The sequence below is a fragment of the Paenirhodobacter sp. genome (assembly GCF_047600745.1).
Lineage (GTDB): Bacteria > Pseudomonadota > Alphaproteobacteria > Rhodobacterales > Rhodobacteraceae > Rhodobacter.
On sequence record NZ_JASGKI010000004.1, the window covers coordinates 1,534,181 to 1,560,403 of the forward strand.

The 26,223-nt window shown below is 68.1% G+C and carries 28 protein-coding genes; 16 read left to right on the top strand and 12 right to left on the bottom strand.

Features of this window, described 5'->3' with window-relative positions; genetic code table 11:
• Nucleotides 1–8: 8 nt before the first annotated feature.
• Nucleotides 9–2,453: a DUF4175 domain-containing protein gene (locus QM789_RS16160; protein ID WP_420352867.1), complete on the top strand. Its 2,445-nt coding sequence runs from the start codon at nucleotides 9–11 to the stop codon at nucleotides 2,451–2,453.
• A 186-nt stretch (nucleotides 2,454–2,639) separates the two neighbouring features.
• On the opposite strand, the gene QM789_RS16165 is transcribed toward QM789_RS16160, so the two are convergent.
• On the bottom strand, nucleotides 2,640–3,560 hold the full coding sequence (locus QM789_RS16165; protein ID WP_420352868.1) for a zinc-ribbon domain-containing protein: 921 nt from the start codon (nucleotides 3,558–3,560) through the stop codon (nucleotides 2,640–2,642).
• A gap of 106 nt (nucleotides 3,561–3,666) precedes the next feature.
• Between QM789_RS16165 and QM789_RS16170 the strand changes: the two genes are divergently transcribed.
• The 3 genes from QM789_RS16170 to QM789_RS16180 are packed head-to-tail and all read left to right on the top strand — an operon-like array spanning nucleotide 3,667 to nucleotide 5,959.
• Entirely contained in the window at nucleotides 3,667–4,338 is a 672-nt protein-coding gene (locus QM789_RS16170; RefSeq protein ID WP_420352869.1) for a cell division ATP-binding protein FtsE, read from the top strand.
• A complete protein-coding gene (locus QM789_RS16175; RefSeq protein ID WP_420352870.1) occupies nucleotides 4,335–5,234 on the top strand; it encodes a cell division protein FtsX in 900 nt (299 codons plus the stop codon). Before QM789_RS16170 ends, QM789_RS16175 begins: the two co-directional genes overlap by 4 nt.
• Entirely contained in the window at nucleotides 5,231–5,959 is a 729-nt protein-coding gene (locus tag QM789_RS16180) for a lysophospholipid acyltransferase family protein (RefSeq protein WP_420352871.1), read from the top strand. The genes QM789_RS16175 and QM789_RS16180 overlap by 4 nt, the downstream gene beginning before the upstream one ends.
• Here the strand turns inward: QM789_RS16180 and QM789_RS16185 are convergent.
• Nucleotides 5,956–6,762, bottom strand: coding sequence for a protein-disulfide reductase DsbD domain-containing protein (locus QM789_RS16185; RefSeq protein WP_420352872.1), 807 nt, complete (start codon nucleotides 6,760–6,762; stop codon nucleotides 5,956–5,958). The two genes, QM789_RS16180 and QM789_RS16185, sit on opposite strands and share 4 nt — an antisense overlap.
• A gap of 142 nt (nucleotides 6,763–6,904) precedes the next feature.
• Between QM789_RS16185 and QM789_RS16190 the strand changes: the two genes are divergently transcribed.
• On the top strand, nucleotides 6,905–7,465 hold the full coding sequence (locus QM789_RS16190) for a YqgE/AlgH family protein (RefSeq protein WP_420352873.1): 561 nt from the start codon (nucleotides 6,905–6,907) through the stop codon (nucleotides 7,463–7,465).
• Here the strand turns inward: QM789_RS16190 and QM789_RS16195 are convergent.
• Complete coding sequence (locus QM789_RS16195) at nucleotides 7,462–8,406, bottom strand: L-threonylcarbamoyladenylate synthase (protein WP_420352874.1); 945 nt, start codon at nucleotides 8,404–8,406, stop codon at nucleotides 7,462–7,464. The two genes, QM789_RS16190 and QM789_RS16195, sit on opposite strands and share 4 nt — an antisense overlap.
• A gap of 119 nt (nucleotides 8,407–8,525) precedes the next feature.
• Between QM789_RS16195 and QM789_RS16200 the strand changes: the two genes are divergently transcribed.
• From QM789_RS16200 to QM789_RS16215, 4 genes are all read left to right on the top strand, one after another.
• Nucleotides 8,526–10,217 carry an acyl-CoA dehydrogenase gene (locus QM789_RS16200; RefSeq protein ID WP_420352875.1) on the top strand — a complete coding sequence of 564 codons (1,692 nt, stop codon included), beginning with the start codon at nucleotides 8,526–8,528 and terminating at the stop codon, nucleotides 10,215–10,217.
• Nucleotides 10,218–10,282: 65 nt separating this feature from the next.
• Nucleotides 10,283–11,263, top strand: a complete 981-nt coding sequence (locus QM789_RS16205) for an MBL fold metallo-hydrolase (protein WP_420352876.1) — start codon at nucleotides 10,283–10,285, stop codon at nucleotides 11,261–11,263.
• Between the two features lie 29 nt (nucleotides 11,264–11,292).
• Entirely contained in the window at nucleotides 11,293–11,427 is a 135-nt protein-coding gene (locus QM789_RS16210; RefSeq protein ID WP_420352877.1) for an aa3-type cytochrome c oxidase subunit IV, read from the top strand.
• A gap of 30 nt (nucleotides 11,428–11,457) precedes the next feature.
• Nucleotides 11,458–12,090, top strand: coding sequence for a hypothetical protein (locus QM789_RS16215; protein WP_420352878.1), 633 nt, complete (start codon nucleotides 11,458–11,460; stop codon nucleotides 12,088–12,090).
• Here QM789_RS16215 and QM789_RS16220 read toward each other — a convergent pair whose 3' ends face one another.
• Together QM789_RS16220 and QM789_RS16225 are read right to left on the bottom strand one after the other, a co-directional pair.
• A complete protein-coding gene (locus tag QM789_RS16220; RefSeq protein WP_420352879.1) occupies nucleotides 12,091–12,429 on the bottom strand; it encodes an AzlD domain-containing protein in 339 nt (112 codons plus the stop codon).
• Entirely contained in the window at nucleotides 12,426–13,139 is a 714-nt protein-coding gene (locus QM789_RS16225) for an AzlC family ABC transporter permease (protein ID WP_420352880.1), read from the bottom strand. The genes QM789_RS16220 and QM789_RS16225 overlap by 4 nt, the downstream gene beginning before the upstream one ends.
• Nucleotides 13,140–13,254: 115 nt before the next feature.
• On the opposite strand from QM789_RS16225, the gene QM789_RS16230 reads away from it, so the two are divergent.
• Nucleotides 13,255–13,845, top strand: coding sequence for a GNAT family N-acetyltransferase (locus QM789_RS16230; protein WP_420352881.1), 591 nt, complete (start codon nucleotides 13,255–13,257; stop codon nucleotides 13,843–13,845).
• Here QM789_RS16230 and QM789_RS16235 read toward each other — a convergent pair.
• Nucleotides 13,842–14,756: a hypothetical protein gene (locus tag QM789_RS16235; RefSeq protein ID WP_420352882.1), complete on the bottom strand. Its 915-nt coding sequence runs from the start codon at nucleotides 14,754–14,756 to the stop codon at nucleotides 13,842–13,844. The genes QM789_RS16230 and QM789_RS16235 overlap by 4 nt on opposite strands.
• An 11-nt stretch (nucleotides 14,757–14,767) precedes the next feature.
• Nucleotides 14,768–15,238 (bottom strand): transcription elongation factor GreA, encoded by a 471-nt coding sequence (greA, locus tag QM789_RS16240; RefSeq protein ID WP_420352883.1) that lies wholly within the window; start codon nucleotides 15,236–15,238, stop codon nucleotides 14,768–14,770.
• Nucleotides 15,239–15,481: 243 nt separating this feature from the next.
• Between greA and QM789_RS16245 the strand changes: the two genes are divergently transcribed.
• From QM789_RS16245 to QM789_RS16255, 3 genes are all read left to right on the top strand, one after another.
• Complete coding sequence (locus QM789_RS16245) at nucleotides 15,482–17,128, top strand: 4Fe-4S dicluster domain-containing protein (protein ID WP_420352884.1); 1,647 nt, start codon at nucleotides 15,482–15,484, stop codon at nucleotides 17,126–17,128.
• A gap of 119 nt (nucleotides 17,129–17,247) precedes the next feature.
• Nucleotides 17,248–18,942: a tetratricopeptide repeat protein gene (locus QM789_RS16250; protein ID WP_420352885.1), complete on the top strand. Its 1,695-nt coding sequence runs from the start codon at nucleotides 17,248–17,250 to the stop codon at nucleotides 18,940–18,942.
• Nucleotides 18,929–19,786: a 4-(cytidine 5'-diphospho)-2-C-methyl-D-erythritol kinase gene (locus QM789_RS16255; RefSeq protein WP_420352886.1), complete on the top strand. Its 858-nt coding sequence runs from the start codon at nucleotides 18,929–18,931 to the stop codon at nucleotides 19,784–19,786. Before QM789_RS16250 ends, QM789_RS16255 begins: the two co-directional genes overlap by 14 nt.
• Here QM789_RS16255 and QM789_RS16260 read toward each other — a convergent pair.
• Complete coding sequence (locus tag QM789_RS16260) at nucleotides 19,762–20,763, bottom strand: polyprenyl synthetase family protein (RefSeq protein ID WP_420352887.1); 1,002 nt, start codon at nucleotides 20,761–20,763, stop codon at nucleotides 19,762–19,764. The two genes, QM789_RS16255 and QM789_RS16260, sit on opposite strands and share 25 nt — an antisense overlap.
• A 61-nt stretch (nucleotides 20,764–20,824) precedes the next feature.
• On the opposite strand from QM789_RS16260, the gene QM789_RS16265 reads away from it, so the two are divergent.
• The 3 genes from QM789_RS16265 (at nucleotide 20,825) to QM789_RS16275 (ending at nucleotide 22,083) form a co-directional block, all read left to right on the top strand.
• Nucleotides 20,825–21,037: a DUF2007 domain-containing protein gene (locus QM789_RS16265; protein WP_420352888.1), complete on the top strand. Its 213-nt coding sequence runs from the start codon at nucleotides 20,825–20,827 to the stop codon at nucleotides 21,035–21,037.
• Nucleotides 21,037–21,792, top strand: coding sequence for a tRNA1(Val) (adenine(37)-N6)-methyltransferase (locus QM789_RS16270; RefSeq protein WP_420352889.1), 756 nt, complete (start codon nucleotides 21,037–21,039; stop codon nucleotides 21,790–21,792). Before QM789_RS16265 ends, QM789_RS16270 begins: the two co-directional genes overlap by 1 nt.
• A 117-nt stretch (nucleotides 21,793–21,909) precedes the next feature.
• Nucleotides 21,910–22,083: a YdcH family protein gene (locus tag QM789_RS16275; protein WP_420352890.1), complete on the top strand. Its 174-nt coding sequence runs from the start codon at nucleotides 21,910–21,912 to the stop codon at nucleotides 22,081–22,083.
• A gap of 35 nt (nucleotides 22,084–22,118) precedes the next feature.
• On the opposite strand, the gene QM789_RS16280 is transcribed toward QM789_RS16275, so the two are convergent.
• The 4 genes from QM789_RS16280 to QM789_RS16295 all read right to left on the bottom strand — a co-directional run bounded on the left by QM789_RS16280 (nucleotide 22,119) and on the right by QM789_RS16295 (nucleotide 26,124).
• Nucleotides 22,119–22,982, bottom strand: coding sequence for a DMT family transporter (locus tag QM789_RS16280; protein WP_420352891.1), 864 nt, complete (start codon nucleotides 22,980–22,982; stop codon nucleotides 22,119–22,121).
• Between the two features lie 59 nt (nucleotides 22,983–23,041).
• Nucleotides 23,042–23,764 carry a beta-ketoacyl-ACP reductase gene (locus QM789_RS16285; protein ID WP_420352892.1) on the bottom strand — a complete coding sequence of 241 codons (723 nt, stop codon included), beginning with the start codon at nucleotides 23,762–23,764 and terminating at the stop codon, nucleotides 23,042–23,044.
• A 91-nt stretch (nucleotides 23,765–23,855) separates the two neighbouring features.
• Nucleotides 23,856–25,031: an acetyl-CoA C-acetyltransferase gene (locus tag QM789_RS16290; protein ID WP_420352893.1), complete on the bottom strand. Its 1,176-nt coding sequence runs from the start codon at nucleotides 25,029–25,031 to the stop codon at nucleotides 23,856–23,858.
• A gap of 247 nt (nucleotides 25,032–25,278) precedes the next feature.
• Nucleotides 25,279–26,124 (bottom strand): EAL domain-containing protein, encoded by an 846-nt coding sequence (locus QM789_RS16295; protein WP_420352894.1) that lies wholly within the window; start codon nucleotides 26,122–26,124, stop codon nucleotides 25,279–25,281.
• Nucleotides 26,125–26,223: the final 99 nt, after the last annotated feature.

Here is a 26,223-nt window from a genome sequence, read left to right on the forward strand (position 1 = left end):
AAGGACCGATGCGCCAACGCCCCGCCCCTTCGCCCCTCGCGGCCTTCGCCCGCCCGCTCGCGCTGACGCGCGCGGGCATGGTGGTGGAACGCGGGCTGCGGGCGTTCTGGCCGGCGCTGTCGGTGCTGGGGCTCATCTATGTTGCGCTGTCGTTCCGCCTGCTGACGTTTTTGCCGCCACCATGGGGCAGCACTCTTGTGAGCTCACCGTTGGGGCTGGCGGTCGGCTATGGCGTCTGGCGCTTCCGCTGGCCCCGGCGGGCCGAGGCGGTGGCACGGCTCGATGCCACCCTGCCCGGCCGCCCGCTGACCGCGCTGACCGATCCCTTGGCGCTTGGCGGCGATGATCCGGCGGCGCGGGCACTGTGGCAGGCGCATCTGGCGCGGATGCAGCGCGTGGCCGAAGGCGCCCGCGCGGTGGCGCCGGTACCGGACCTCGAACCGCGCGACCCTTATGGGCTGCGGCTGACGGCGCTGACGGCGGTGGTGATCGCGGCGGTGTTCGGCGCGCCGCTGACCCGCCTTGCCCCCGGCGCCCCCGCGCCCGGCAGTGCCGTGGCCGCGATGGGGCCAAGCTGGGAAGGCTGGGCGGAGCCGCCGCGCTATACCGGCAAGCCGGGGATCTACCTCAACAGTTTCGCGGGCGACACGCTCACCCTGCCCGAGGGCACGCGCTTCGCCTTCCGGTTCTACGGCAGGGATCTGCCCTTCACCGAAAGCGTGTCAAGCCCCGCCGCCCAGCCACAGCCCGAAACGGCGGGCGAGGTCCACAGCCGCGATTTCGAGGCGGTGCAATCCGGCGTGATCGAGATCGGCGGCCCGGCGGCCCGGCGGCTTCAGGTCACGCTCTTGCCCGACGCGGCGCCTTCGGTCGAACTGGTCGGGCTGGCGGAGCGGCGGGCGGATGGCAAGCTCGCGCAGCCGTTCCGCGCGGCGGATGATTACGCGGTGGTGGCGGGCCATGCGCGGATCACGCTCGACCTTGCCACAGTGCCGCGCCGCTTTGGCCTGACGGTGGATCCCGAACCGCGCGAGGATCTGGTCTATGACCTGCCGATGCCGTTTTCGGGCTCGCGCGCGGAGTTCACCGAACAGCTGATCGAGGATGCCGAAAAGCACCCCTGGGCGAACCTTCCCGTGCGGCTGACGCTCGATGTGGAGGATGGCCGGGGTCAGACCGGCACCACCGGCGCGCAGGCGCTGGAACTTCCGGGGCGGCGGTTCTTTGATCCGCGGGCCGCCGCGCTGGCCGAAATGCGGCGCGACCTGCTGTGGTCGCGCGCCAATGCCCGGACCACGGCGCAGTTGCTGCGCGCGATCTCGAACCGGCCCGACGAGGTTTTCCCGACACCCGAAATGGGGGCGGCGCTGCGGCTCGCGGCACAGCGGCTGGACCTGCCCGAGGTCACGGCGCAGGCGCGCGACGAGATTGCCGAGATGCTGTGGCAGATGGCCGAACTGCTGGAGGATGGCGGGCTGTCCGATGCGCTGGCCGCGATGCAGCAGGCGCAGGAGCGGCTGTCGGAGGCGATGCGCAACGGCGCCTCGAAGGACGAGATCGCCAAGCTGATGCAGGAACTGAAACAGGCGACGGACCGCTATCTGCAAATGCTGGCCGAGCGCGGCCGGCAGGAGGAGGAAGGCCCGCAGTTCGGCCAGCAGCAACAGCAGGGCCAGCAGATCACCGGCGACCAGATCCAGCAGATGATGGACGAGATCCAGCGCCTGATGAACGAAGGCCGGATGGCCGAGGCGCAGGAGCTTCTGGACCAGTTGGCCCGGATGATGGAAAACCTGAAGGTCACGCAGGGTCAGGGCGGCGAAGGCGGCCCCGGCGGTCAGGCGATGCGCGATCTGGGCCAGACGCTGCGCGAGCAGCAGGAGCTTTCGGATCAGGCCTTCCGCGACATGCAGCAGGCCCCCGGCGGCCAGCCCGGCCAACAGGGCGACAGTCTGGCCGACCGGCAACAGGCGCTGCGCGGCGAGTTGGACCGCCAGCGCGGGCTGATGCCGCGTCTGGGCGGCGAGGCCGGCGAGGAAGCGCGCCGCCAGTTGGACGAAGCCGGCCGCGCGATGGAAGGCGCCGAGCAGGCGCTGCGGCAGGGCGACAACGGTACCGCGCTCGACCAGCAGGCCGATGCGATCGAGGCGCTGCGCGAAGGCATGCGCAACATGCGCGACGCGATGGCGCAGGAACAGGGCCAACCCTCGGGCGGCGAACAGCGGCAGGGCGATGCGACGGGCGGCCAGCCCGGGCGCGAGCTGCCGCGCGATCCCCTGGGCCGGGCAACGGGCGACGGCGCGCAATTCGGCTCCGAGCGCAACATGTTGCAGGGCGAAGACGTCTATCGCCGCGCGCGCGACCTGCTGGACGAAATCCGGCGCCGCTCGGCGGAACGGCTGCGGCCGGAGGCGGAACTGGACTATCTGCGGCGGCTGCTCGACCGGTTCTGACCCGCCGCCCCCCGCACTGAAGCGATCCGATGGGGGCCGGGCCTGTGCACGGTTGCCGCCCCCGGCCGATCCGACGGGGCCCGGAACGTCTTTCCCTGCGCCCAACCGTTCGGGACCATACCGCCGTGCCTGCCCTGCGGGTCGGGTCGCCCGTACGCGCCCCCGCGCGATGACGTCCCTGCCCGATCAGCCGCGCAGCACGCCCTGCATTTCGGAAATCGCCGCGCGGAGGTTTTCGTCGAGCCAGATCCGCCCGGAGTTCACCTGCATGACATAGCGCTCCATCGCGGGCGCCAGCGCGGGCACCGCCTGCGCGATCCGGGGCGCAAAGCCATAGAGCGCCACCGCCGCAGCGGCAGCGAGCATCACCGCGCCGAACCCCCGCCGGAACCCCGCGCGGCGCTCGCCCATCACCTGCGGCGCGTCGAGGGCCGCGGGCTCGTTCCCCCGGTCGACGCTCGCCCGCAGCGAGGAATTGATCTCTCCGACATCGGGCAGGGAGACCACTTCCGGCTCAGCCACCTTGTCCCACTCCGCTTCGGGCGCAGGCTCGGGTGCCGGGAAACGCGCCGGTTCCGGCAAGGCGGCCGCCGGTTCCGGCGCGGGGGGCAGCACGGGCGCGGCGGGGGACGTGGGCGCGCGCTGCATCGCCATGGCCAGCGGATCGCGCGCGGCGAAAACCTTGGGCAACGCCAGCGCGATCGCCACATCCCGCGCCTTCGGCGGGGGTGTCGGCTGCGGCGCGGGTTCGAGGATCATCTCCTCCTGCGTCTCGGGCAGGGCGCTTTCGGCGCGGCGGGCCTGAGCCTCGCGCTCGGCCTCCTCGCGCAGGATCGCCAGAAGGCTGTCGTCGAGCGCCCGGCGCGGCACCTCTCCCGGCACGGGCGCAGGGCGGATCACATCGGCGTCACCGGCGGCCTGCGGTGCAGGCGGTTCCCAGTCGTCCTCCGGCAGGGCGACGGCCTTTTCCTCCGACAGCAGGATCGGGCTGCTTTTCTGGAACCAGACATGGCCGCAGGCGGAACATTGCACGTCCCGCCCCGCATCCGGGATGACACCATCTTCGACCTCATACTGGGCCCCGCATCCCGGGCAGATCAGGCGCATGCCCCTCCCCATTCCGCCTCATCGGCATTCTGGCAATTCGTCTGCGCATGTTGTAGCAAGCGCCAGACCAATGTCCAAGGGTTTGGTGCCGGCAGAGGGGTGCGCGTTGATCGAGCTTCAGAATGTGGCCGTGGGGTATGGCGGGAGCGAACTGCTGGCCGAGATGACGCTGAAGCTGGTGCCCGGGTCGTTTCACTTCCTGACCGGGCCCTCGGGGGCGGGCAAGACCACCTTCCTCAAGCTGTGCTATGCGGAACTGCTGCCCTCGGCGGGGTTCATCGGCCTGTTCGGGCAGGATGTGCGGATGATGGGGCGCGACGACATCGCCCGCACCCGGCAACGCATCGGCGTGGTGCATCAGGACTGCCAGTTCCTCGACCATCTGCCGGTGGCGGAGAATGTCGCGCTGCCGCTGACGGTGGCGGGGCGCGGGGTTGATATGTCAGAGCTGCGCGAGCTGCTGAGCTGGGTCGGCCTGCGGGCGCAGGCAAATGCGCTGCCGCCGCAACTGTCGGGCGGCGAGCGTCAGCGGGCGGCGCTGGCGCGGGCGGTGATGACCTCGCCCGAGGTGATCCTGGCCGATGAGCCGACGGGGAATCTCGACTGGGAAATGTCGCTGCGGCTGTTGTCGCTGCTGGTCGAACTGAACAGGATGGGCAAGACGGTGGTGATCGCGACGCATGACCTCAACCTGATCCGGCAGGCGAAGCAGCAGGTGCAGGCGCGGGTGCTGCGCATTGCCGGGCGGCGGCTGCATCTGGCGGGGGCCGACCTGTGATCCGGGCGCTGATCCTGTTCCTGCGGTCGGAGGGTTCGGCGGTGGACCGGGTGGTGCCGCCTTCGTCCCATACCGCGAATCTGACGGTGCTGACCGCGGCGGCGATGGCCTTTCTGGCGGTCTTCGCGCTGGCGCTGTCAACGGCATCGGGGCGGCTGGCGGATCGTTGGTCGGATGCGCTGGCGCGGTCTGCGACGATCCGGATTTCCGCCCCGCCCGAACAGGTCGAGGCACAGACGAGCGCGGTTCTGGACGCGCTGAAGACCACGCCGGGGATCGAAAGCTATCACGCGCTGGACGAGGCCGAGATGAAGAAGCTGCTCGACCCCTGGTTCGGCCCGGATCTGCCGGTGGAAACGCTGCCCCTGCCCGTGCTGATCGAACTGACCGAGACGGCATCGGGCATGGATGCGGACGGGCTGCGGATGCGGCTGGCGGCCGAGGCGCCGGGCGCGGTGCTCGACGATCACACCCGCTGGCGGCGGCCCCTGGTGGCGGCGGCGGGGCGGCTGCGGCTTTTGGGCGGGCTGTCGCTCCTGCTGATCGGCGGGGCGCTGGCGGGCATGATGACGCTTGCGGCGCAGGCGGCGCTTGCGGCGAACGGGCAGGTGATCCGGGTGCTGCGGCTCGTCGGCGCGCGGGACAATTTCATCGCCTCGGCTTTCGAGCGCCGCTTCACCCTGCGCGGCACGCTGGGCGCGCTGGCGGGGACGGTGCTCGGGATGCTGGCGGTGTCGCTCTTGCCTGCGGCGGATGCGGCGGGCGGGTTCCTGACCGGGCTCGGGTTCAGCGGCTGGGGCTGGCTCTGGCCCTTCGTCATTCCGGTGCTGGCAGCGGCGGTGGCCTTCTGGGCGACCCGCGCGGCGGCGCGGCGCATGCTGCGGGGGATTCCATGATCGCGGTGCAATATCTCCGCTCCGTCGTCTTCATCGTGCAGATGTATCTGATGATGGCGGTGATCGCCGTCGGCCTGTTTCCCGTCGCGCTGATCGGCGGGCGCGGCGCGGCGATCTGGGTCTGTCGGCTGTATTGCCACTGGGTGCGGTTTTCGGCGCGCTGGATCGTCGGGCTGCGGACCGAGGTGCGCGGCCCGGTGCCCGAGGGCGACGTGCTGGTCGCGGCCAAACATCAGAGCTTCCTCGACATCCTGCTGATCTATTCCGCCCTGCCCCGCGGCAAGTTCGTGATGAAGAAGGAACTGGTCTGGACCCCATTCCTCGGCTGGTATGCCTGGCTGATCGGCTGCATCCCGGTCGATCGCGGCAAGCGCGGCGCGGCGATCAAGGCGATGCTGACGGCGGCGAAGAACCCGCGTTTCGCCGGGGGGCAGCTGATCATCTTCCCGCAGGGCACGCGCGTCGCCCCCGGGGTCAAGGCGGAATACAAGGTCGGGGCGGCGGCGCTCTATCACGCGCTGAAACAACCCTGCGTGCCGGTGGCGACCAATGTCGGCGTGTTCTGGGCGCGCCACAGCCTGCTGCGCAGGCCGGGGCTGGCGGTGGTGGAATTCCTGCCGGAAATCGCGCCGGGGATGGATCTGCACGCCTTCACCGCCGGGATCGAGAGCGCGATCGAAACCGCCTCCGACCGGCTGATGGCCGAAGCCGGGTTCCGGAGCTAGTTCGCCGCCTGCAAGGGCTCCGAGGGGCAGCCGTCGATCTGCACCGCGCCTCCCGCGCCCAGAACGGTGATCCGCAGGTCTTGCGGATCAAGCGCGAAGGGCCGACCGTCATCGGGCACGAAATCGACCGTGGCCACCAGGAAACGCCCCTCGCGGCGCATCACCGGCTCGGACACCCACATCGGCGTCGAGCGCAGTTCGAACATCGCGACCTCATCCGCTTCGGGCGGCAGGTCGATCCGCGCGGTCACCCGCATCCCGTCCGAAATCAGCTCGCCGGAGCATTGGGCATGACCGGGGCGGGGCACCGGCGCGGCCTCCATGGCGCGGCGGATCTCGGCATCCGGGGCGCCGGGGCCGTCGATCGCGGCCTCAAGGTCCAGCGAGACCGGCACGCAGATGTCGTGGCAGACGCCGATGTCCATCATCGCGTCCAGTTCGACCGGCGCCGCCGGATCGCGCGGGCGGATCCGGATCGGCAGCACCAGTTCGTTGCGATAGCCCACCGTGCGCAGGCCGTTCTGGTCGAACACCTCCGGCGCGGGCCAGATCACCGCCACATCCGTCACATTGTCCGATTCGGCGAAATTCAGCACCGGCGGGATGCCCGCATCGCCCGGCACACGCCAATAGGTCTTCCACCCGGCATCGAGTTCGATCTTCAGCGCCGCGATGTAATCGCCCTCGGGCGTGCGCCAGCCGGGCAGCACCTCGGCCCCCGCCACGCCGGGCGGCAGCGCATCCTGCGCGGCGGCGGGCAGCGCCAGACAGGCGCCCAGCACAATGGCAACGGGTGTTTTCATACCCAAGGGTTAACGCCGATTCCGCCGCCGATCCAAGTCACAAACACGCCAACGCGCCGCGACGTGGCGGCTTTGCCGCAGTCCGGGGTTGATCGGGCGCGCGGCAGGGGCCACTTTCAGGCCAGGCACAGGGAGGTAAACCATGGACCTGACGGGCAAGATGCTGATCGCCATGCCGGGCATGGAGGATCCGCGCTTCGAGCATTCGGTGGTGGCGGTCTGCGCGCATACGCCCGAAGGCGCGATGGGGCTGATCGTGAACAAGCCGATGGCGCGGCCGGGCCTGACGGATCTGTTGGGGCAGCTGGGGATTCCGGTGACGGCCTCGGACCGGGGCGGACAGGCGCCGATCCTGTTCGGCGGGCCGGTCGAAACGGGGCGCGGCTTCGTGCTGCATTCGCGCGACTGGCGGGGCCATGCCGGGATGATGGAGATTTCGCCCGATCTGGCGATGACGGCGACGCGCGACATCCTCGAAGACATCGCCGCCGGGAACGGGCCGCAACAGGCGCTTCTGGCGCTCGGCTATGCCGGTTGGGGGCCGGGGCAACTGGAGGCGGAGATCCTCGCCAATGGCTGGCTGGTGGCGGAGGGCGATGCGGAAATCGCGCTCGACGGCGACCATGCCACGAAATGGCAACGCGCGCTGGCCGGGATCGGGGTCGATCCGCGCACGCTTTCGGCGGCGGCGGGGCGGGCCTAGCGCGGCGCGGCGGCGCGGCGCAGCCGGTCGTTGACCGCACGGCCCAGCCCGGTTTCGGGCACCGGCGCCACGGCGATCCGGCTCAGCCCGCGCTCCGCCGCCATCCGGTCCGCCGCCCGCAGTGCCGCGAACAGATGCTGTGCCGCCTCGGTCGGGTCGCCCGCAGGGGAGAGGTTCAGATCCGCCCCCGGCGTATCGCCAAAACCGATCCAGATTTCATCGGGCTGACGCGTGGCGGCGCCAAGCCGCACCGCCGCCCCCGGCGCGTAATGCGAGGTCAACTGCCCCGGCGCGTTCGGCTTCGCCGCATTGCCGCCGGTGGGCAGGGGGCCAAGCAGCGCCTCCAGATCCTCGACCGCGACCCCGCCCGGGCGCAAAAGCATCGGCGGATCGAGCGACAGGATCGTCGATTCCACCCCGACCTGACAGGGCCCGTCCTCCACCACCGCCGCGATCCGGTTGCCCAGACCTTCGATCACATGGGCCGCCGTGGTCGGGCTGATCCGCCCCGAAGGGTTGGCCGAAGGCGCCGCGACCGGCCCGCCAAAGGCCCGCAGCAGCCCCTGCGCCACCGGATGCGCGGGCACCCGTACCGCCAGCGTATCGAGCCCCGCCGTCACCAGATCGGAGATCCCCGCCTCGGGCCGCAAGGGCAGAACCAGCGTCAGCGGCCCCGGCCAGAACCGCGCGGCAAGATCGCGCGCCCGGTCAGAAAACACCGCGATCCGCTCCGCCGCCGCCAGATCCGGCACATGGGCGATCAGCGGGTTGAATGAGGGCCTCCCCTTCGCCGCATAGATCGCCGCCACCGCAGCAGAGTTGCGCGCATCGCCGCCCAACCCATAGACGGTTTCGGTCGGAAAGGCGACGAGCCGCCCCTCGGCCAGCAACGCCGCCCCCCGGGCGAGCCCCTCGGGACCGGGGGCAAGGATCTCGGTCATTTCATGGCTCCGTGACGCTGCGTTGCGGTTGAAGGGGGCCTCCCGTGCGGTAAGTTGCCCCTGCACCGGGGTCTTAACACGCCCCACGCGGATGCCAAGAGACCGCCGCAGGAGGAACCATGCCTTATCGCTCGCCCGTTGCCGAACTTCAGTTCATCCTCGACAAGGTTGTGCCGCTGGCCCCCGTCGCCGCGACCGCGAAATTCGCCGAGGCGACCGGCGACACGGTGGAGGCGATCCTGACCGAGGCGGGCCGGCTGTGCGACGAGGTGATGGCGCCGCTGCACCGCAACGGCGACCTGCATCCGGCGCGGCTGGAAAACGGGGTGGTGCGGTCTTCGCCCGGGTTCCGGGACGCCTATCGGCAGATCGCCGAGGGTGGCTGGGTCTCTGTCGCGGGCCCGGCGGAACATGGCGGGATGGGCCTGCCGCTGACGGTGGCGATCGCGGTGAACGACATGATGGCGGGGGCGAACCTGGCGCTACAGCTCAACCCGCTCCTGACGCAGGGGCAGATCGACGCGCTGGAGCATCACGCCTCGGAGGAGATCAAGGCGCTCTATATCCCGAAGCTGGCCTCGGGCGAATGGTCGGGGACGATGAATCTGACCGAACCGCAGGCCGGATCGGATGTGGGCGCGCTGCGCTCCAAGGCCGAACCGAATGGCGACGGCACCTATGCGGTCACCGGGCAGAAGATCTTCATCTCCTGGGGCGACGGCGACGTGACCAGCAATGTCTGCCACCTCGTGCTGGCGCGGCTGCCCGACGGCGTGCCGGGGACCAAGGGGATTTCGCTGTTCCTGGTGCCGAAATACATCCCGGATGAAAACGGCAATCCGGGCGTGGCGAACAGCCTGAAGGTGGTGTCGCTCGAACACAAGATGGGCCTGCACGGCTCGCCGACCTGCGTGATGAGCTTCGAGGGCGCGACGGGCTGGCTGATCGACGGGCCGAACAAGGGCATGGCGGCGATGTTCACGATGATGAACAACGCCCGGCTGAATGTGGGCGTGCAGGGCATCGGCGTGGCCGAGGCGGCCTATCAGAAGGCCAGCGACTATGCGCGCGAACGGGTGCAGTTCGCGCCGATCATCCAGCACGCCGATGTGCGCCGGATGCTGGCCGAGATGAAGGCCGAGATCTTTGCCGCGCGGTCGATCGCGCTGGCCTGCGCGGTGGCGATCGACATGGCGCAGGCCACCGGCGATGACGCCCAGAAGGCGCGCGCCGCCCTGCTGACCCCGATCGCCAAGGCCTATGGCACGGAAACCGGGATGAAGGTCTCCGACACCGGGATCCAGATCCACGGCGGCATGGGCTTCATCGAGGAAACGGGCGCCGCGCAATTCTACCGCGACGTGCGCGTGACCGCGATCTACGAGGGCACCAACGGCATTCAGGCGATGGACCTTGTGGGGCGCAAGATGATGGACGGCGGCGCGGCCGCGTTCCGCCTGTTGCAGGAGGTCGAGGACGAAGCCGCCGCCGCGCGCACCACCCTGCCCGATCTGGCCGGGGCGGTCTGGGATGCGGCCGAATCGCTGCGCGAACATACCGAATGGCTGGTGGCGCAGGGCCATCAGGATCGGTTCGCCGGGGCGGTGCCCTATCTGAACGCCTTCGCGCTGGTTCTGGGCGGGCATTTCCACCTGCGCGCCGCGCTGGCCGGGGGGGCCGGGTCGGCGCGGGCGAAACTGGCCGCGATCTACATCCGCCGCCTGCTGCCGCGCGCCGCCGCCTGCCTGACCGAGGCGAAGGAGGGCGCGGCGGGGCTTTATGCCCTTTCGGAAGAGGATCTGCTGTCCTGAACCATCCCCCGCCCAAGGACGGGCTGCGCTACCCGTGGCCCGAACCGCCCGCCTTCGGCGACACCGTGACGGTGGCGCCGGGGGTGGAATGGCTGCGCCTGCCGCTGCCGATGACGCTCGGCCATGTGAATGTCTACCTGCTCGCGGATGAAGACGGGCTGACCCTCGTCGATACCGGGATCGACACCGAGACCTGCCGCGCCGCGCTGGAACGCGGGCTGGCGGGGCGCCGGGTGCGGCGGGTGATCGCCACGCATTACCACCCGGACCATATCGGCCTTGCGGGCTGGCTTCAGGCGCGGGGGGCGGAACTGTGGACGACGCAGGTGTCCTGGCTCTTTACGCGGATGCTGGTGCTGGACGAACAGCCGCTGCCGCTGCCCGAAACGGTGGCCTTCTGGCGCGCGGCGGGGATGGAGCCCGGGTTGCTCGCGCGGCGCGCGCAGGAACGGCCGTTCAACTTCGCCGATTCCGTGCATCCGCTGCCGCTCGGTTACCGCCGGATCCGGGAGGGCGACACGCTCACCGCCGGCGGGCGGCGCTGGACGGTGCGGATCGGCGAGGGCCACGCGCCGGATCATGCCACGCTGTGGTCGCTGGACGATGACCTCGTGCTGGGCGGGGATCAGTTGCTGCCGTCGATCTCGGCCAATCTCGGGGTGCATGCGACGCAACCGCTGGCCGATCCGGTGCGGGACTGGCTGGAAAGCTGCCGCCGGTTCCAGCCGCTGGCGGAGGAGCGGCATCTGGTCCTGCCCGGGCACAAGCTGCCCTTCACCGGCCTGCCCCTGCGGCTGCGGCAGATGATCGACAACCACGAAAGCGCGCTGAACCGGCTGCGCGCCCTGCTGGCCGAGGGGCCGCGCAGCGCCGCCGCCTGTTTCCCCGCGCTGTTCAAACGCCCGATCGGCGAGGCGGTCTATGGCCTCGCGCTGGTCGAGGCGGTGGCCCATCTGAACCACCTGCTGCTGCGCGGCGAGGCCCGGCGCGAGATGGTGGACGGCATCTGGATCTGGACGCTCGACAGCCGCGCCCGCCCGCGCTAGCCTTTCCGCGGGAGAACAGGGAGGAGACGATGGCCGAATATCAGCATGGGCAGATGGACATCCGTGCCCAGGAAAAGACATACGCCGGTTTCATGCGCTTCGTGTCGGTCGGGGTGATTGTCATTCTGGCGTTTCTGGTATTTCTTGCGCTGGCAAACGGTTAGGCGCGACGCGCCGCCACCAAGGAGTGTGACGTGCGCCGACTGATCCTGTGCCTGATCCTGCCGTTGTTCCTGGCCGCCTGCGGGGCGCAATCCGTCTGGGCGCCCGATGACGTGGTGCGCAAGGCCGCCGTCCACACCGGCAATCCGCCTTCGGTGACACTGTTCACGGTGATCGGCAAAAGCACCGGCGCGGGCGGGCATTCGGCGCTGATGATCGACGGATCGCAGCGGGTGATCTTTGACCCCGCGGGCACCTGGAACCACCCCTGGGTTCCGGAGCGCAACGATGTCGACTATGGCATCACCGAGCGGATGTACAAGTTCTATATCGACTATCATGCCCGCGAGACCTGGAACGTGCTGGAGCAGCGCGTGCCGGTCACCCCGGCGCAGGCCGAGGCGCTGATCCGCCGGGTGGAGCGCAACGGCGCGGTGAACAAGATGTTCTGCGCCCGGGATACGTCGGGGGTGCTGCGCGACGTGCCGGGGTTCGAGTTGATCCCGCACACCTTCTCGCCGATCAAGCTCTCCGAAGCCTTCGGCAAGCTGCCGGGCGTGGTCAGCAAGCTGCACGAGGACAACGACCCCGACGACAATTCCGGGGTGATAATGGTGGAGATCGAGAAGGTTCGCCACGGCGAAACCCCCTTCAACCGGAAGTAGTCAGAGCAGCCAGAGCGCGAGGTAAAGCGTGACGAAACCGCTCAGGATGGCGACGAGCGTGTTGCGGCTGGCCAGCCCGCCCAGCACCGTCGCCGTCGCGGCAAGCAGGCGCGCGGGATCCGGATGCCCGCCCGTCGCCTGTGGCCAGAGCACCAGCGGCGCGACCAGCCCCGGCAGCACTGCGACCGCCGTATAGCGCAGATAGCGCATCGTCCATTCCGGCAGCCGCCGCTTCCCCACCAGCCCCAGGAACGAATAGCGCAGCGCGAAGGTGCCGATGCCCAGCACCACGATGATCAGCCAGATCACCGGCGCGCCGTAGAACTCCGCGGTCGTCATTGCGCCCTCCGCGCCAGCCAGATTTCCGTCCGCGCCCCGGCGATCATCGCCAGCACCGCCGCGATCAGCACCCCCGTCCCGGCGGGCAGGAAGGAGAGTACCAGCGCCGCCAGAACCGACACCACCGCCGCGACCAGATGCGGCAGCGACCGCAGCATCGGCGCGATCATCGCCAGAAAGGTCACCGGCACCGCGAAATCGAGCGCCATCCCCGCCGGGATCGCCTTGCCCAAGAGCGCGCCCGCCAGCGTCGCGACGGACCAGGGCAGGCAGGTGGGCGTGCAGGCCCCGGCGAAACAGGCGAGTTTCTCGGCCAGGGTCCAGCGCGGCATCCGCTCATATTCCTGCGCCGAGATCGCAAAGGTCTGGTCGGTGGTGAAATAGGCGATCAGCACCTTCTGCCAGCGCGTGCTGATCCCCAGATGCGGCGCCAGCGCGGCGGAATACATCGCCATCCGCAGGTTCACCGCCAGCGACGTCGCGATCACCACGACCACCGGCGCATGGTCGTTCATCAGCTGCACCGCGGTGAATTGCGACGCCCCCGCGATGACGAGGATCGAAAAGCCCATCACCTCGGTCAGGCGCATCCCGGCCTCCGCCCCCGCCACGCCGAACAGCGCGCCGAAGGGGATGATGACCAGGAGAAATGGCAGGCCAGCCAGAAATCCGCGCCTGTAAGCGGCACGAAGTGTTAAGGTAACGGACATTTCTTGCTCGACGGATTGCGTTGCGTCAGTCTTATCGGGCAGATACCGGCGCGCCAAGATGCCGATTGTATCGGGCGCAATCGAAGCGGCAACCCAGGAACCACAGGCGGTCATCGTGCTGCAAGACGTCACCATTCAGCCGGGCATTGCCCCCGCGCACCGCAGGGAGGCGGCACGGCTGTATTGGCTGGCCTTCGGCGGCAAGCTCGGGCGGGTGATGGGGCCGGAACCGAAGGCGCTGGCCTTCATCGACCGGGTGATGCTGGCCGATCACGCCTTCGTCGCCATTGATGCGGGGGGCCGTGTGCTGGGCGTGATCGGCTGCCGCACGGCGCAGGGCGCCTTCGTCGGCGGCACCCATGCGGATCTGCGCGCGGTCTATGGCCGGTTCGGGGCGTGGTGGCGCAGCCATGCGCTGGCCATTCTGGCGCAGGATCTGCCGCCGGACGAGATCGTGATCGACGGTCTCGCCGTGGTGCCGGACGCCCGCGGCAGGGGCGTGGGGGCGGCGCTGACCAATGCGCTGATCCTGGCCGCGCGCGACAGGCACTATCGGGCGGTGCATCTCGACGTGATCGAGGGCAACACCCCCGCGCGCAAGCTCTACGACTGGCTCGGCTTCCGGCCGAGCGGAACGCGCCGCAGCGTCCTGACCCGGGCGATCTACGGCTTCGGCACCTGCCACACGATGACGCTGCCGCTTTAGCCGAAGATCCCCGCCGCCCGGCCCAGCAGCATGAAGGCGCGCGCGGTACGGGTATCGGCCAGGTCCACGACCTCCTGATCCGAGGCATTGCGCTCGAACTCCGTGAAGGTCCGGTCGAACTGCCGCAGGAAGTGATGCACCGCGTCGCGGAAGATCGTATCGGCGCGCAGCCGCCCCGCCGTCAGCGCCAGCGACGACCGGTCGCGCACACCGCCCACGCTCGCGACCTCGCGGCCCCGCTCGCCCTGCGCGAACCGGCGCCAGAGTTCGGGGCGCGTGTGTTCCGGAGTCAGGTCGTCCATATAGATGCCGTCCTGCGCCAGCAGGGTCAGCACATCCTGCGAGGCACGGATCAGCTTGGCCACGCTCCGCTCCTCCAGCGCGCGGCGCAGCGCACGGAAGCCCTCCTTGTCCTCGGCATTGTCAGGGAAGTTCATCGCGCGGATGAAATCGCTCACGGAAACCGGCTCCGCCTCGGTGGGCGTGCCAAGGGCGAGGCCGGGCTGTTCCTCCGCAGGGGCAGGCTTTGGCGCCAGCGCGACCTTGCGGCTGGCCGCAGGCTCCGGCGCGGCGCGATGCGAGGTGAAGGTGGCGACCGGCATATCGGCGGGCTTCGGCTCCGGACGGTTGTCCATCGCCGCGCGCATGGAGTCCAGCATCGCGCGCAGTTCCTGCGCCTCCTGCCGCAGGGCGCGGGCATTGCGCGCCGACAGCGCCGCGAACCAGATCAGCCCGAGCGGCAGGACCACGCCGACGATGGTCAGCAGCACGGAAGCCGCGCCGCCCTCCCCCCCCGGCAGGAACAGCCAGAACGCCAGAACCAGCAGCAGCCAGATCGCGCTGACCCCCAGGGCGATCTGCTCCGCCGGACCGATCTGCGGCATCTGCCGCCTGAACCCCCCTGCCTGCATTGCCGCCTCCCTCAGACGAAGCGGACCGAAACGACCTCGTAGCTGCGCACGCCGCCCGGGGTGCGGACCTCGACGTTATCGCCTTCGTCCTTGCCGATCAGGGCGCGCGCGATGGGCGAGCGGATGTTCAGCAGGCCGCGTTCCAGATCCGCCTCGGCCTCGCCGACGATCTGATAGGTGCGCTCCTCTTCGCTGTCCTCGTCGAAGATCGTCACCGTCGCGCCGAACTTGATCGAGCCCGAGAGCCGCGCCGGGTCGATGACCTCGGCCAGACCGAGGATCGCTTCGAGTTCCTTGATCCGGCCCTCGACGAAGCTCTGCTTCTCGCGCGCGGCATGATATTCCGCGTTTTCGGACAGGTCGCCATGCTCGCGCGCCTCGGCGATCGCCTTGATGACCGCGGGACGTTCCACCGTCTTCAGGATCTTCAGTTCCTCGTCGAGCACATCGTACCCGGCGCGCGTCATCGGTATCTTTTCCATTGGACTTTGCCCGGCTGCCTGCAATTGATCACCGAGTGTAAATCTGTCCTCCCGCCCCCGAGTTCAAGAGGCGCGATCAGATTTTGCCGGGACGCGGCCCGGATGCAGCCGCACGGCATATGACCATTGCGCATGGGAAGACGAACGAAAGTTGCGTGCAATCGCAGCGTCACAATTGCCTCGATGCCCGGCGTAAGCTAGCAACGGGCCAGCAAGCGATGCCAAGCCGAGGGGGCCAAGCAGATGAGCGAGATCGAACGCGAGTCCATGGAATATGATGTCGTGATCGTTGGCGGTGGTCCGGCCGGGCTCTCCGCGGCGATCCGGCTCAAGCAGATCGACCCCGAGCTGAACGTCGTCGTGCTGGAAAAGGGCTCCGAGATCGGGGCGCATATCCTGTCGGGGGCGGTGCTGGACCCTTGCGGGCTGGACCGGCTGATCCCCGACTGGCGCGAACAGGGCGCGCCGATCACCACCGAGGTGAAGGAGGACCACTTCTTCGTCCTGGGCCCGGCGGGGCATATGAAGATCCCGAACTGGCCGATGCCGCGGTTCATGTCGAACCATGGCAAATACATCGTCTCGATGGGCAATGTCTGCCGCTGGCTGGCCGAGCAGGCCGAGGGCATGGGCGTCGAGATCTTTCCGGGCATGTCGTGTTCGGAACTGGTGTTCGAGGGCGAGCGGGTGGTCGGCGTCGTCGCGGGCGAATTCGGCAAGGAGTCGGACGGCACCCCCGGGCCGGGCTACGAGCCGGGGATGGTGCTGCGCGGCAAATATGTCTTTCTGGCGGAAGGCGCGCGCGGGTCGCTGTCGAAGGTCGCGATCGCGAAATACGACCTGTCGAAGGGCCATGAGCCGCAGAAATTCGGCATCGGCATGAAGGAAATCTGGGACATCGACCCGGCCAAGCACAAGCTGGGCACGGTGACGCACACCATGGGCTGGCCGCTGGGCGGCAATGCGGGCGGCGGGTCGTTCCTGTATCACGCGGAAAACAATCAGGTGTTCATCGGCTTCGTGGTGCACCTGAATTACAAGAACCCGCATCTTTATCCCTATATGGAGTTCCAGCGCTTCAAGCAGCACCCGCTGGTGAAGGAGCTTCTGGAGGGCGGCAAGCGCGTCGCCTATGGCGCCCGCGCGATCACCGAGGGCGGCTTCCAGTCGATCCCGAAGGTCACCTTCCCGGGCGGCGTCCTGCTGGGCTGTTCGGCCGGTCTGGTCAACGTGCCGCGGATCAAGGGCAACCACAACGCCATGCTGTCGGGCATCGCCGCCGCCGAAGCCGCCGCCGAGGCGATCAAGGCCGGGCGCGAGGGCGACGAGCTGACCGCCTATGAAACCGAGCTGCGCAACGGCCCCGTCGGGCAAGACCTGAAGAAGGTGCGCAACGTCAAGCCGATGTGGTCGAAATGGGGGCTGGTGGCCTCGACCGTGCTGGGCGGGCTCGACATGTGGACGAACGACCTGTTCGGGTTCTCGTTCTTCGGCACGCTGAGCCACGGCAAGAACGATGCGCTCGCGACCGGAAAGGCCAAGGATTACAAGCCGATCGACTATCCGAAGCCGGATGGCAAGATCAGCTTCGACCGGCTGACCAATGTGGCGTTCTCCTTCACCAACCACGAGGAATCGCAGCCCTGCCACCTGAAGCTGACGGATCCGACGGTCCCGGTGCGGGTCAACCTGCCGGAATTCGCCGAACCGGCGCAACGCTACTGCCCCGCCGGCGTCTACGAGGTGCTGGAGGGCGAGGATGGCCCGCGGTTCCAGATCAACTTCCAGAACTGCGTCCATTGCAAGACCTGCGACATCAAGGATCCCTCGCAGAACATCACCTGGACCACGCCGCAGGGCGGCGACGGCCCGAACTACCCGAATATGTAAGGCCCCGGCGCCCTCCGGATGCGGAGGGCGCTGTCACATCGGCGTGTTTCCGGCGCCCCGCATTGCCTTGGCCTGCGGGCTTGGCTAGGGTCGGGGCGAATTTCGGAAAGGACGTCCCCGTGCCCGCCACCCCCCCGCTGCTGCGCCTTGCCCTTGTCGCTGCCCTTCTGGCGGCGCCCCCCGTCCGGGCTGCGGATATGGCGGGCCCCTATCTGGCGGCGCGCGCGGCGACGCTCGTCAATGATTACGCCGCGGGGATGGAATATTACGACCGCCTGCTGGTCGTCGATCCGAAGAACCGCGACGTGCAGGAAGGCGCGCTGATCACCCATATCGCCACGGCGGATTACGACCGGGCGGCGGCGCTGGCCAATGCCATGCTGGAAGAGCCGAAGCCGAGCCAGATCGCCGTTCTGGTCGCCCTGGCGCAGGATGCCCGGGCGAAGGATTTCGCCAAGGGGCTGGCGCTTCTGGATCAGGGCGGCGATGCTGGGCAGCTGGTCGGCGGGCTGTATCGCGGCTGGGCCAAGGTCGGCGAAGGCCAGATGGCGGAGGCCGAGAAAGCCTTTGAAAAGGTCGCGAAACTGCGCGGGCTGGAGGGGTTCGCGGCCTATCACCGCGGCCTCGCGCTGGCGATGGTCGGCGATTACGAAGGCGCGGACAAGATCTTTTCCGGCAAGCAGGCGCAGGTGGTTCAGGGCACCCGGCGCGGGCTGCTGGCGCATCTGCAAGTGCTGTCGCAACTGGAACGCGACAAGGACGCGCTGAAACTGTTGCAAGACACCTTCGGCGCCGATCTGGATCCGGAAATGGCTGCGCTGCGCGCGCGGCTGGAAAAGGGCGAGGCGGTGCCCTTCACCGTGATCCGTTCGGCGACCGATGGTGTGGCCGAGATCTATTACGCCGTGTCGCAGGTGCTGAGCGCGGAGTCGCCTTCGGCGGTCGGGCTGGTCCATGCGCAGCTGGCGCTCTGGCTGCGGCCCGATCTGGGGGATGCGGCGCTGCTGGTGGGCTCGGTGATGGAAGGTCAGGGGCAATACGACCTGGCGATCAAGACCTTCGCGGGCATCGCTCCCGACAGCCCGGTCTATCCGGCGACGCAGCTTGGCATGTCCGAGGCGATGGTGGCGGCGGGCCGCACAGACGAAGCGGTCGATGTGTTGCAAAAGCTGACCCGCAGCCATCCGGAGCTTCGGGCGGTCTGGGTCGCACTTGGCGACAGCCTGCGGCGGCAGGAGCGCTGGAAGGACTCCGCCGAAGCCTATGACAAGGCCGTCGCGCTGATCGGCACGCCCGGCCCCGGCGACTGGTTCATCTATTTCGCGCGCGGCATCGCCGAATCCCGCTCCGACCAGTGGCCGAAGGCCGAGGCCGATTTCCGCGAGGCGCTGAAGCTCAGCCCGGATCAGCCTTCGGTGCTGAATTACCTCGGTTATTCCTATGTCGAGCGGAAGGAGAACCTGGACGAGGCGCTGTCGATGATCGAACGCGCCGTCGCCGCGCGGCCGGAGGATGGCGCTATCGTCGACAGCCTCGGCTGGGCGCTGTTCCGGCTGGGCCGCTACCCGGAGGCGGTGGCGCAGATGGAAAAGGCGGTCGAGCTGGACCCGGGCGAGCCGCTGCTGAACGACCATCTGGGCGATGTCTATTGGGCCGTGGGGCGCAAGCGCGAGGCGGAATTCCAATGGCACCGCGCGCTGAACTTCGGCCCCGGCGAGGATCTGGACATGGACCGGGTGCGGCGCAAGCTGGAGGTCGGGCTGGATCAGGTGCTGAAGGACGAGGGCGCGGAGCCGCTCCATGCCGCGGATTGAGGTTTTCGCCCCCGCGAAGGTCAACCTGGCGCTGCATGTGACCGGGCGGCGCGCGGATGGCTATCACCTGCTGGATTCGCTGGTGGCCTTTGCCCCCTTCGGCGACCGGCTTTGGCTGGAACCCGGGGCGGCATCGCTGACCGTGACCGGGCCGGAGGCCGCGGGCGTGCCCGATGGTCCCGGCAATCTGGTGCTGCGGGCGGCGGCGCTGGCCGGTGGGGCGGCGCGGATCGTGTTGCAAAAGAATCTGCCTGCCGCCTCGGGGATCGGGGGCGGATCGTCGGATGCGGCGGCGGCGCTGCGCGGGCTGGCGGCGATGGGTTTTGCCCTGCCCAAGGGGACCGAGGGGCTGGGCGCCGATGTGCCGATGTGCCTTGTGCCCCGCCCGGCGCGCGCGCGCGGCATCGGCGCGGATCTGGAACCGGTCGCCCTGCCCCCGCTGCCCGCCGTTCTGGTCAACCCCCGGGTCGAGGTCGCGACGCCTGCGGTGTTCCGTGCACTGACCTGCCGGGAGAATCCGTCCCTGCCGGAGATCCCGCCTGCCGGGACCGTGGATTTCATCGACTGGCTGAGCTTGCAGCGCAATGATCTGGAACCGCCGGCGATGGCGATCGCGCCGGTGATCTATACGGTGCTTGCCACGCTGCGCGCCACGCCGGGGTGCCGGCTGGCGCGAATGTCGGGTTCCGGCGCGACCTGCTTCGCACTTTACGCGACCGAGGCGGAGGCCGAGGCCGCGCTGACCCGGATCCGGGTCGCGCATCCGTCCTGGTGGTCTGCCTGCGGCGTGCTGGGGGACCAGAGCGCCGCCGCGACGGCTCAGCGCACCCGTTCGACGACGTAATCCGCCAGATCCGACAGCATCCCGCGCAGCGGATCGTCGGGCAGCAGCCGCAGCGCATGGCGCGCGCGTTCGGACCAGCCAAGCGCCTCGGCCCGGGTCGCCTCCAGTGCGCCGTGGCGCCGCATCAGATTAAGCGCATGGTCGAGGTCGCCGTCCCTCTGGTCGCCCTTCTCGATCACCCGGATCCAGAAGGCGTGTTCCTCGGCATCCGCCTTCGCCACCGCCTTGATCACCGGCAGTGTCAGCTTGCGTTCACGGAAATCGTCGCCGGTATTCTTGCCGATCGCCACCGCCGAGCCACCATAATCCAGCAGGTCATCCGCCATCTGGAACGCGATCCCGAGCGCATCACCGTAATCGTGCAGCGCGCGGATCTGCTCTTCGGAAACCCCGGCCAGCACCGCGCCGACCTCCGTCGCCGCCGAAAACAGCGCCGCCGTCTTGCCCCGGATCACCTGAAGATAGACCGCCTCGGTGGTGCGCAGATCCTGCGCCGCCGTCAGTTGCAGCACCTCGCCCTCGGCGATCACCGCCGACGCATTCGCCAGGATGTTCAGCACCCGCATATTGTCGGCTTCGGTCATCAACTGGAAGCTGCGGGCGAAAAGATAGTCCCCCACCAGAACCGAAGATTTGTTGTCCCACAACAGGTTGGCCGTCGGCCGCCCGCGCCGCCGCGTGCTTTCGTCCACCACATCGTCATGCAGCAGCGTCGCGGTATGGATGAACTCCACCGTCGCCGCCAGATGGACGTGATAGGGGCCGGGATAGCCGCACAGCCGCGCCGAGGCCAGCGTCAGCATCGGTCGCAGCCGCTTGCCCCCCGCGTCGATCAGATGCGCCGTCACCTCCGGAATGCGCGGCGCATGTTCGGAGGACATGCGTTCCCGGATCAGCGCATTGACCGCATCCATATCGGCGGCCAGCGCCTGCGCGAGGCGATCATGCGGCTTCGTCGTCTTTTCGTCGAGGCTCATCATTCTTCCTTCCGATCTCCCTCCTCTCGACAGGCCGCGGCGCAGCCCCTAAGTGAGGGTTATGAAAGAGCTTCTGCGCAGCACTGACCCGGTGAAGATCGCTTTGGCGACGGCCCTTCTTGAGGGCGAGGGTATAACGGCCTTTCAGCTCGACGTCCACATGAGCGTGCTTGAAGGCAGCCTCGGGATTCTGCCGCGCCGCGTGATGGTGGCGGAGCGCGACCTGTTCATGGCGCGCGCCGTGCTGCACGACAACGGGATCGGGTCCGACTGATGTTCGCGCCCGAGGATCTGACGCGGGACAGGTTTCTCGACGGGCGGCTGATCGTGGCGCAGCCCCGGCACGGATACCGCGCGGCGATGGACCCGGTGCTGCTGGCCGCCGCCTGCCCGGCGCGGCCCGGGCAATCGGTGCTGGAACTGGGCTGCGGCGCGGGTGTGGCGAGCCTGTGCCTGGGCTGGCGGGTGGCGGATCTGCGGCTGACCGGGCTGGAACTGCAACCGGCCTATGCGGCGCTGGCGCGCGACAATGCCGCGGCGAACGGGATCGGGCTGGAGGTGATCGCGGGCGATCTGTCGCGGATGCCCGCCGATCTGCGCGCGCGGTCGTTCGACCATGTGATCGCGAATCCGCCCTATTTCGATGCCGGAAGCGGCACCGCCGCTGCCGATCCGGGCCGCGAAACCGCACAGCGCGAGGCCACGCCGCTGGCCGATTGGGTGCGGGCCGGGATGCGGCGGCTACATCCGAAGGGTTGGCTGACGATGATCCAGAACGCCGACCGTCTGCCCGCGCTGCTGGCCGCGATCCCCGGCGGCTCGGTCACCGTGCTGCCGGTCGCGGCGCGTGCCGGGCGCCCGGCGGGGCGGGTGATCGTTCTGGCGCGCAAAGGCGGGCGCGGGCCGTTCCGTTTGCTTGCACCATTGTTGCTGCATCAGCAAAGAATCCACACCCGGGATGCCGAAGATTTGACGGAAATGGCGCAATCCATTCTGCGTCGCGGCGAAGCGTTGCCCATTTCTTCCTGAAGGTTTCGCAAGATTGCGCGCAATTCTAAAACTGTTCCCAAATGAGCACGACATTCTCGTGACACGACTCAGAAAACATGCTGCACTGATGAAACCGAAACAGCTGAGGAGACTGCAATGTCACTGACTTCGCACATCACCGAACTGCGCAGGAAACATCAGGCCCTGTCGGAGGAGGTCGACAAGGCGCGCCGCACCCCGGGTTACGACGATCTGACGCTCGCCTCGATGAAGAAGCAGAAGCTCCGGATCAAGGAAGAGATCACCCGGCTTGAGCAGGCCCCGGCCTGAGGTAGCTAATCCCGGCAGATCCCGCCGGAAGCCCCCTATTTCGATCTACCGGCCAGGGCGGCAAGAAAGGCGCCCGCCGCGATCAGTGCAGCTGCCAGCAACAATATCGGACTGGCGGCTGCGACCCCCGCGATGACCAGAACAAGTGTCGAGAGCAGCGGCGCCGCATAGGACGCTGTGCCCAGAAGCTGAATGTCGCCCCGCTTCACCCCGATGTCCCAGGTGTAGAAGGCCAACCCCACCGGCCCCAGCCCAAGCGCTATGACGGAGGCCCATCCCATCGGGGTTTCAGGCCAATGCGTCGGCTCTAGCGCCAGATGCGCCAACGACGACAACACGGCGGTCGCAAGGCAATAGATCGCGACCGCAGCCGTGGGCACGTCGCCCAACCGTCTGGACATCAAGGAATATCCGGACCAGAGCAAGGCGCAGAGAAAGGCAAGGCCATAGCCCGGAAGCGCCTCGGGCCGGGCGGAGATCCCGCCGCGCATCACGATCAGCGCCGCCCCGGCAAAGGCGATCACCGCACCCAGCACATGCAGCGGCTTCAGCCGTTCACCCGGCAGCAGCCCGGAAAATACCACGATCAGCAGCGGCCAGAGATAGGCGATCAGGCTGGCCTCCGCCGGAGGGGCCAGACGCAGTGCGGTGAAATAGAGGAAATGATAGCCGAACAGCGCCAGCGTGCCGAAGGCATAGACCCGCGCCGGGATCCGCCGCAGGATGCTGAAGCCCTCCGTCGCGCCGACCCAGATCAAGCCGATCGTGCCGCCGATGGCGAAGCAGATCGCGTTGAGTTGCAAGGGCGGCACCGGGGCCGATCCGACCGTGAACAGGGCCAGCAGCGCCCAGAGCGCGACCGCCGAAAATCCGATCGCCGTTGCCTGACCGCGCGACATGAACCCTCCAAAGCCAAGAGGCCCGCACCATGCGGGCCTCCCGTATCTTTGACAAGAGGTCAGGCGAGATACTGCCCGCCATTCGCCGACAACGTTGAGCCGGTGATGAACCCGGCCTGATCCGAGGCGAGGAACAGGACGCAGCGCGCGATTTCCTCCGCCTCGCCCAGACGTCCGACCGGAATCGTCGCGATGATGGATTCGCGGACTTTCTCCGGCACCGCCATCACCATTTCCGTCGCGATATAGCCCGGGCAGATCGCGTTGACGGTGACGCCGAACCGCGCGCCCTCCTGAGCCAGCGCCTTGGTGAAACCAAGATCACCCGCCTTCGCCGCCGAGTAGTTCACCTGGCCGAACTGCCCCTTCTGCCCGTTGATCGACGAAATGTTGATGATCCGGCCGAACTTACGCTCGCGCATTCCGGGCCAGACCGGATGGGTCATGTTGAACACGCCGGAAAGGTTGGTGTCGATCACCTCTTTCCACTGCGTGCGCGACATCTTGTGGAACGGCGCGTCGCGGGTGATCCCGGCGTTGTTCACCAGAACGTCGATCGGTCCGAGCTCCCCCTCGACCCGCCGAATGCCCTCCTCGCATTCATCGTAATCGGCGACCGACCATTTGTAGGTGTGGATTCCGGTGACATGGGAAAACTCCCGGGCGGCTTCGTCATTGCCCGCATAGACGGCGGCGACGGTATAGCCGGCCTCTTTCAGCGCCATGGAAATCGCGGCGCCAATTCCGCGCGTGCCCCCGGTAACAAGTGCAACTCTCGACATGTATCCTCCATTTGGTCGATGCGTTGATAACATTGTTACGAAGTGTTTTTCCGCTGCGCAATGATATTACGCAGCGGAGCCTTCGCCGTGATCAGAGCCCTTCGAGACACATGGCAACGCCCATGCCGCCGCCGATGCACAGGGTGGCAAGGCCCTTGCGCGCGCCCGACCGCTGCATCTGGAACAGAAGCGTGTTGAGAATGCGCGCCCCCGAGGCGCCGATCGGGTGGCCGATGGCGATCGCCCCGCCGTTGACGTTCACCTTCGACAGATCCCAGCCCATTTCCTTGTTCACGGCACAGGCCTGCGCGGCAAAGGCCTCGTTCGCCTCGATCAGATCAAGATCGGAGGCCGACCAGCCCGCCTTTTCCAGCGCCTTGCGCGAGGCCGGGATCGGACCCGTCCCCATGATCGTCGGATCAACCCCCGCCGTAGCCCAAGAGGCGATGCGCGCCATCGGCTTCAGCCCGCGCTTCTCGGCCTCGGCCTCGCTCATCAGCAGCACCGCCGCGGCCCCATCGTTGATCCCCGACGCATTCCCGGCGGTGACCGTGCCGTCCTTGACGAAGGCGGGTTTCAGTTTCTGCATCCCGTCGAGCGTCGCGCCATGGCGGATGTATTCATCCGAATCAACGACAATATCGCCCTTGCGGGTCTTGACGGTGAAGGGCGTGATCTCGTCCTTGAACAGCCCGGCCTTCTGCGCGGCTTCGGCCTTGTTCTGCGAGGCAAGCGCGAATTCGTCCTGCATCTCGCGAGAGATCTGGAACTGCGCGGCCACGTTTTCGGCGGTCTGGCCCATGTGATAGCCGTGGAACGCCTCCCAAAGCCCGTCGCGGATCATCGTGTCGATGAACTTCATGTCGCCCATCTTCTGGCCCGCGCGCAGATAGGCAGCATGGGTGGACAGCGACATGCTTTCCTGACCGCCGGCAATGACGATCGACGCATCGCCCAGTGCGATCTGTTGCGCGCCGAGCGCCACGGCCCGCAGCCCCGAGCCGCACACCTGATTGAGGCCCCAGGCCGCCGATTCGACCGGCAATCCGGCACGGATATGGGCCTGACGGGCCGGGTTCTGGCCCTGCGCCGCGGTCAGCACCTGGCCAAGGATCGTTTCGGAGACCTCCGCCTTTTCGATTCCCGCGCGCGCGACAACCGCTTCGAGCACCGCGGCACCGAGTTCATGCGCGGGGGTGTTGGCGAAAGAGCCGTTGAAGCTGCCGACTGCCGTGCGGGCAGCCGAAACGATTACGACGTTGGTCATGGATCCTCTCCTCACAGGATGCCCGGGCGATGGCGCCCGGGGTCTCGCCGGGAAGGATGCCCGACCGGAGGATCAGGTCAAGCGGATTCCCCAAGCGGAGACAAAAAGCGCATCAGGAAATGCGCGCCGCACAGGCCGAACCCCGCCCCTCCCGAAGCGATCCGTTTGATAAATTTCGGATTTCAACCGGCGATCCCGCAGAACGGCCGCGCGGTCCATGGCCCGCCCCCGCAGCCCCGGGTGCAGATCAGGCGCTGCGCACGGTCGCTGCCTCGGACAGTTTCCAGGGCGGCATGACGCTCGGCGCGCCGAAGTAATAGCCCTGCATGCAATCGACGCCGATTTCGGTCAGATAGGCCGCGTCCGCCGCGTTCTCGACGGCCTCCGCGACGGTAAACATCTCGAAATGCCGCGCGATCGAGATCAGGGCGGCGGTCAGAACCTGATTGTCCCGGTTCTCGGCGATCCCGCGGATGAACTGGCCGTCGATCTTCAGGATGTCGAAATAGAACTCCCGCAGGTAACGGAACGAGGTATATCCCGCGCCGAAATCGTCGAGCGCGAAGCTGACCCCGCGCTCCTGCAATTCGGTCATGAACGCGATGACGATTTCCGGCATCTGCATCGCCGAACTTTCGGTGATTTCCAAAATCAGCCGCTCGGCCACCGTCGCATCCTGCGCCAGGCCGGATTTCAGCGTCCGCTGCCACTGCGGATAGCCGATCGAGCGCGCCGACATGTTGATGGCCAGCCGCAACGTCGGATCCTCCGCCAGCGCCTTCAGCCCCAGTTCCAGCGCGAGGCAGTCGATGCGGCGCCCGGTTTCATTGGTTTCGACCTCGCCGATAAAATCGCGCGCGGGGATGATCCGCCCGGATTTGTCCAGGAGCCGGATCAGGCCCTCGTGAAACGCCGGTTGACCGGGCCGCGCGGTCTGAACGATGGGCTGGAACGCCAGCAGCACCTCGCGCTGGTCCAGCGCGCGTTGCACCATCGACAGAACCTCGCTATCTCGGCGCGCGATCGCGTAATCGAGCGGGCTCGTCAGGGCAGGGTCGAACGGATCCTGGGGCGGAAAGGCGCGTTGCGACATCGGACACTCCGTAACAATCCCGACCAGCATCCTCTGAACAGGCTAACAACCTGTAAAGAACCACGGGATACCGCAGATTCTCTGTTCATCCCGGCGCAA

What these genes read in the sequence shown, in the direction of transcription:
- QM789_RS16160 (WP_420352867.1), top strand. Translation starts at nt 9, where the DNA reads ATGCGCCAACGCCCCGCCCCTTCGCCCCTCGCGGCCTTCGCCCGCCCG.
- QM789_RS16165 (WP_420352868.1), bottom strand. Translation starts at nt 3,560, where the DNA reads ATGCGCCTGATCTGCCCGGGATGCGGGGCCCAGTATGAGGTCGAAGAT.
- QM789_RS16180 (WP_420352871.1), top strand. Translation starts at nt 5,231, where the DNA reads ATGATCGCGGTGCAATATCTCCGCTCCGTCGTCTTCATCGTGCAGATG.
- QM789_RS16185 (WP_420352872.1), bottom strand. Translation starts at nt 6,762, where the DNA reads ATGAAAACACCCGTTGCCATTGTGCTGGGCGCCTGTCTGGCGCTGCCC.
- QM789_RS16190 (WP_420352873.1), top strand. Translation starts at nt 6,905, where the DNA reads ATGGACCTGACGGGCAAGATGCTGATCGCCATGCCGGGCATGGAGGAT.
- QM789_RS16195 (WP_420352874.1), bottom strand. Translation starts at nt 8,406, where the DNA reads ATGACCGAGATCCTTGCCCCCGGTCCCGAGGGGCTCGCCCGGGGGGCG.
- QM789_RS16200 (WP_420352875.1), top strand. Translation starts at nt 8,526, where the DNA reads ATGCCTTATCGCTCGCCCGTTGCCGAACTTCAGTTCATCCTCGACAAG.
- QM789_RS16210 (WP_420352877.1), top strand. Translation starts at nt 11,293, where the DNA reads ATGGCCGAATATCAGCATGGGCAGATGGACATCCGTGCCCAGGAAAAG.
- QM789_RS16220 (WP_420352879.1), bottom strand. Translation starts at nt 12,429, where the DNA reads ATGACGACCGCGGAGTTCTACGGCGCGCCGGTGATCTGGCTGATCATC.
- QM789_RS16225 (WP_420352880.1), bottom strand. Translation starts at nt 13,139, where the DNA reads ATGTCCGTTACCTTAACACTTCGTGCCGCTTACAGGCGCGGATTTCTG.
- QM789_RS16235 (WP_420352882.1), bottom strand. Translation starts at nt 14,756, where the DNA reads ATGCAGGCAGGGGGGTTCAGGCGGCAGATGCCGCAGATCGGTCCGGCG.
- greA (WP_420352883.1), bottom strand. Translation starts at nt 15,238, where the DNA reads ATGGAAAAGATACCGATGACGCGCGCCGGGTACGATGTGCTCGACGAG.
- QM789_RS16245 (WP_420352884.1), top strand. Translation starts at nt 15,482, where the DNA reads ATGAGCGAGATCGAACGCGAGTCCATGGAATATGATGTCGTGATCGTT.
- QM789_RS16255 (WP_420352886.1), top strand. Translation starts at nt 18,929, where the DNA reads ATGCCGCGGATTGAGGTTTTCGCCCCCGCGAAGGTCAACCTGGCGCTG.
- QM789_RS16260 (WP_420352887.1), bottom strand. Translation starts at nt 20,763, where the DNA reads ATGAGCCTCGACGAAAAGACGACGAAGCCGCATGATCGCCTCGCGCAG.
- QM789_RS16265 (WP_420352888.1), top strand. Translation starts at nt 20,825, where the DNA reads ATGAAAGAGCTTCTGCGCAGCACTGACCCGGTGAAGATCGCTTTGGCG.
- QM789_RS16270 (WP_420352889.1), top strand. Translation starts at nt 21,037, where the DNA reads ATGTTCGCGCCCGAGGATCTGACGCGGGACAGGTTTCTCGACGGGCGG.
- QM789_RS16275 (WP_420352890.1), top strand. Translation starts at nt 21,910, where the DNA reads ATGTCACTGACTTCGCACATCACCGAACTGCGCAGGAAACATCAGGCC.
- QM789_RS16280 (WP_420352891.1), bottom strand. Translation starts at nt 22,982, where the DNA reads ATGTCGCGCGGTCAGGCAACGGCGATCGGATTTTCGGCGGTCGCGCTC.
- QM789_RS16285 (WP_420352892.1), bottom strand. Translation starts at nt 23,764, where the DNA reads ATGTCGAGAGTTGCACTTGTTACCGGGGGCACGCGCGGAATTGGCGCC.
- QM789_RS16290 (WP_420352893.1), bottom strand. Translation starts at nt 25,031, where the DNA reads ATGACCAACGTCGTAATCGTTTCGGCTGCCCGCACGGCAGTCGGCAGC.
- QM789_RS16295 (WP_420352894.1), bottom strand. Translation starts at nt 26,124, where the DNA reads ATGTCGCAACGCGCCTTTCCGCCCCAGGATCCGTTCGACCCTGCCCTG.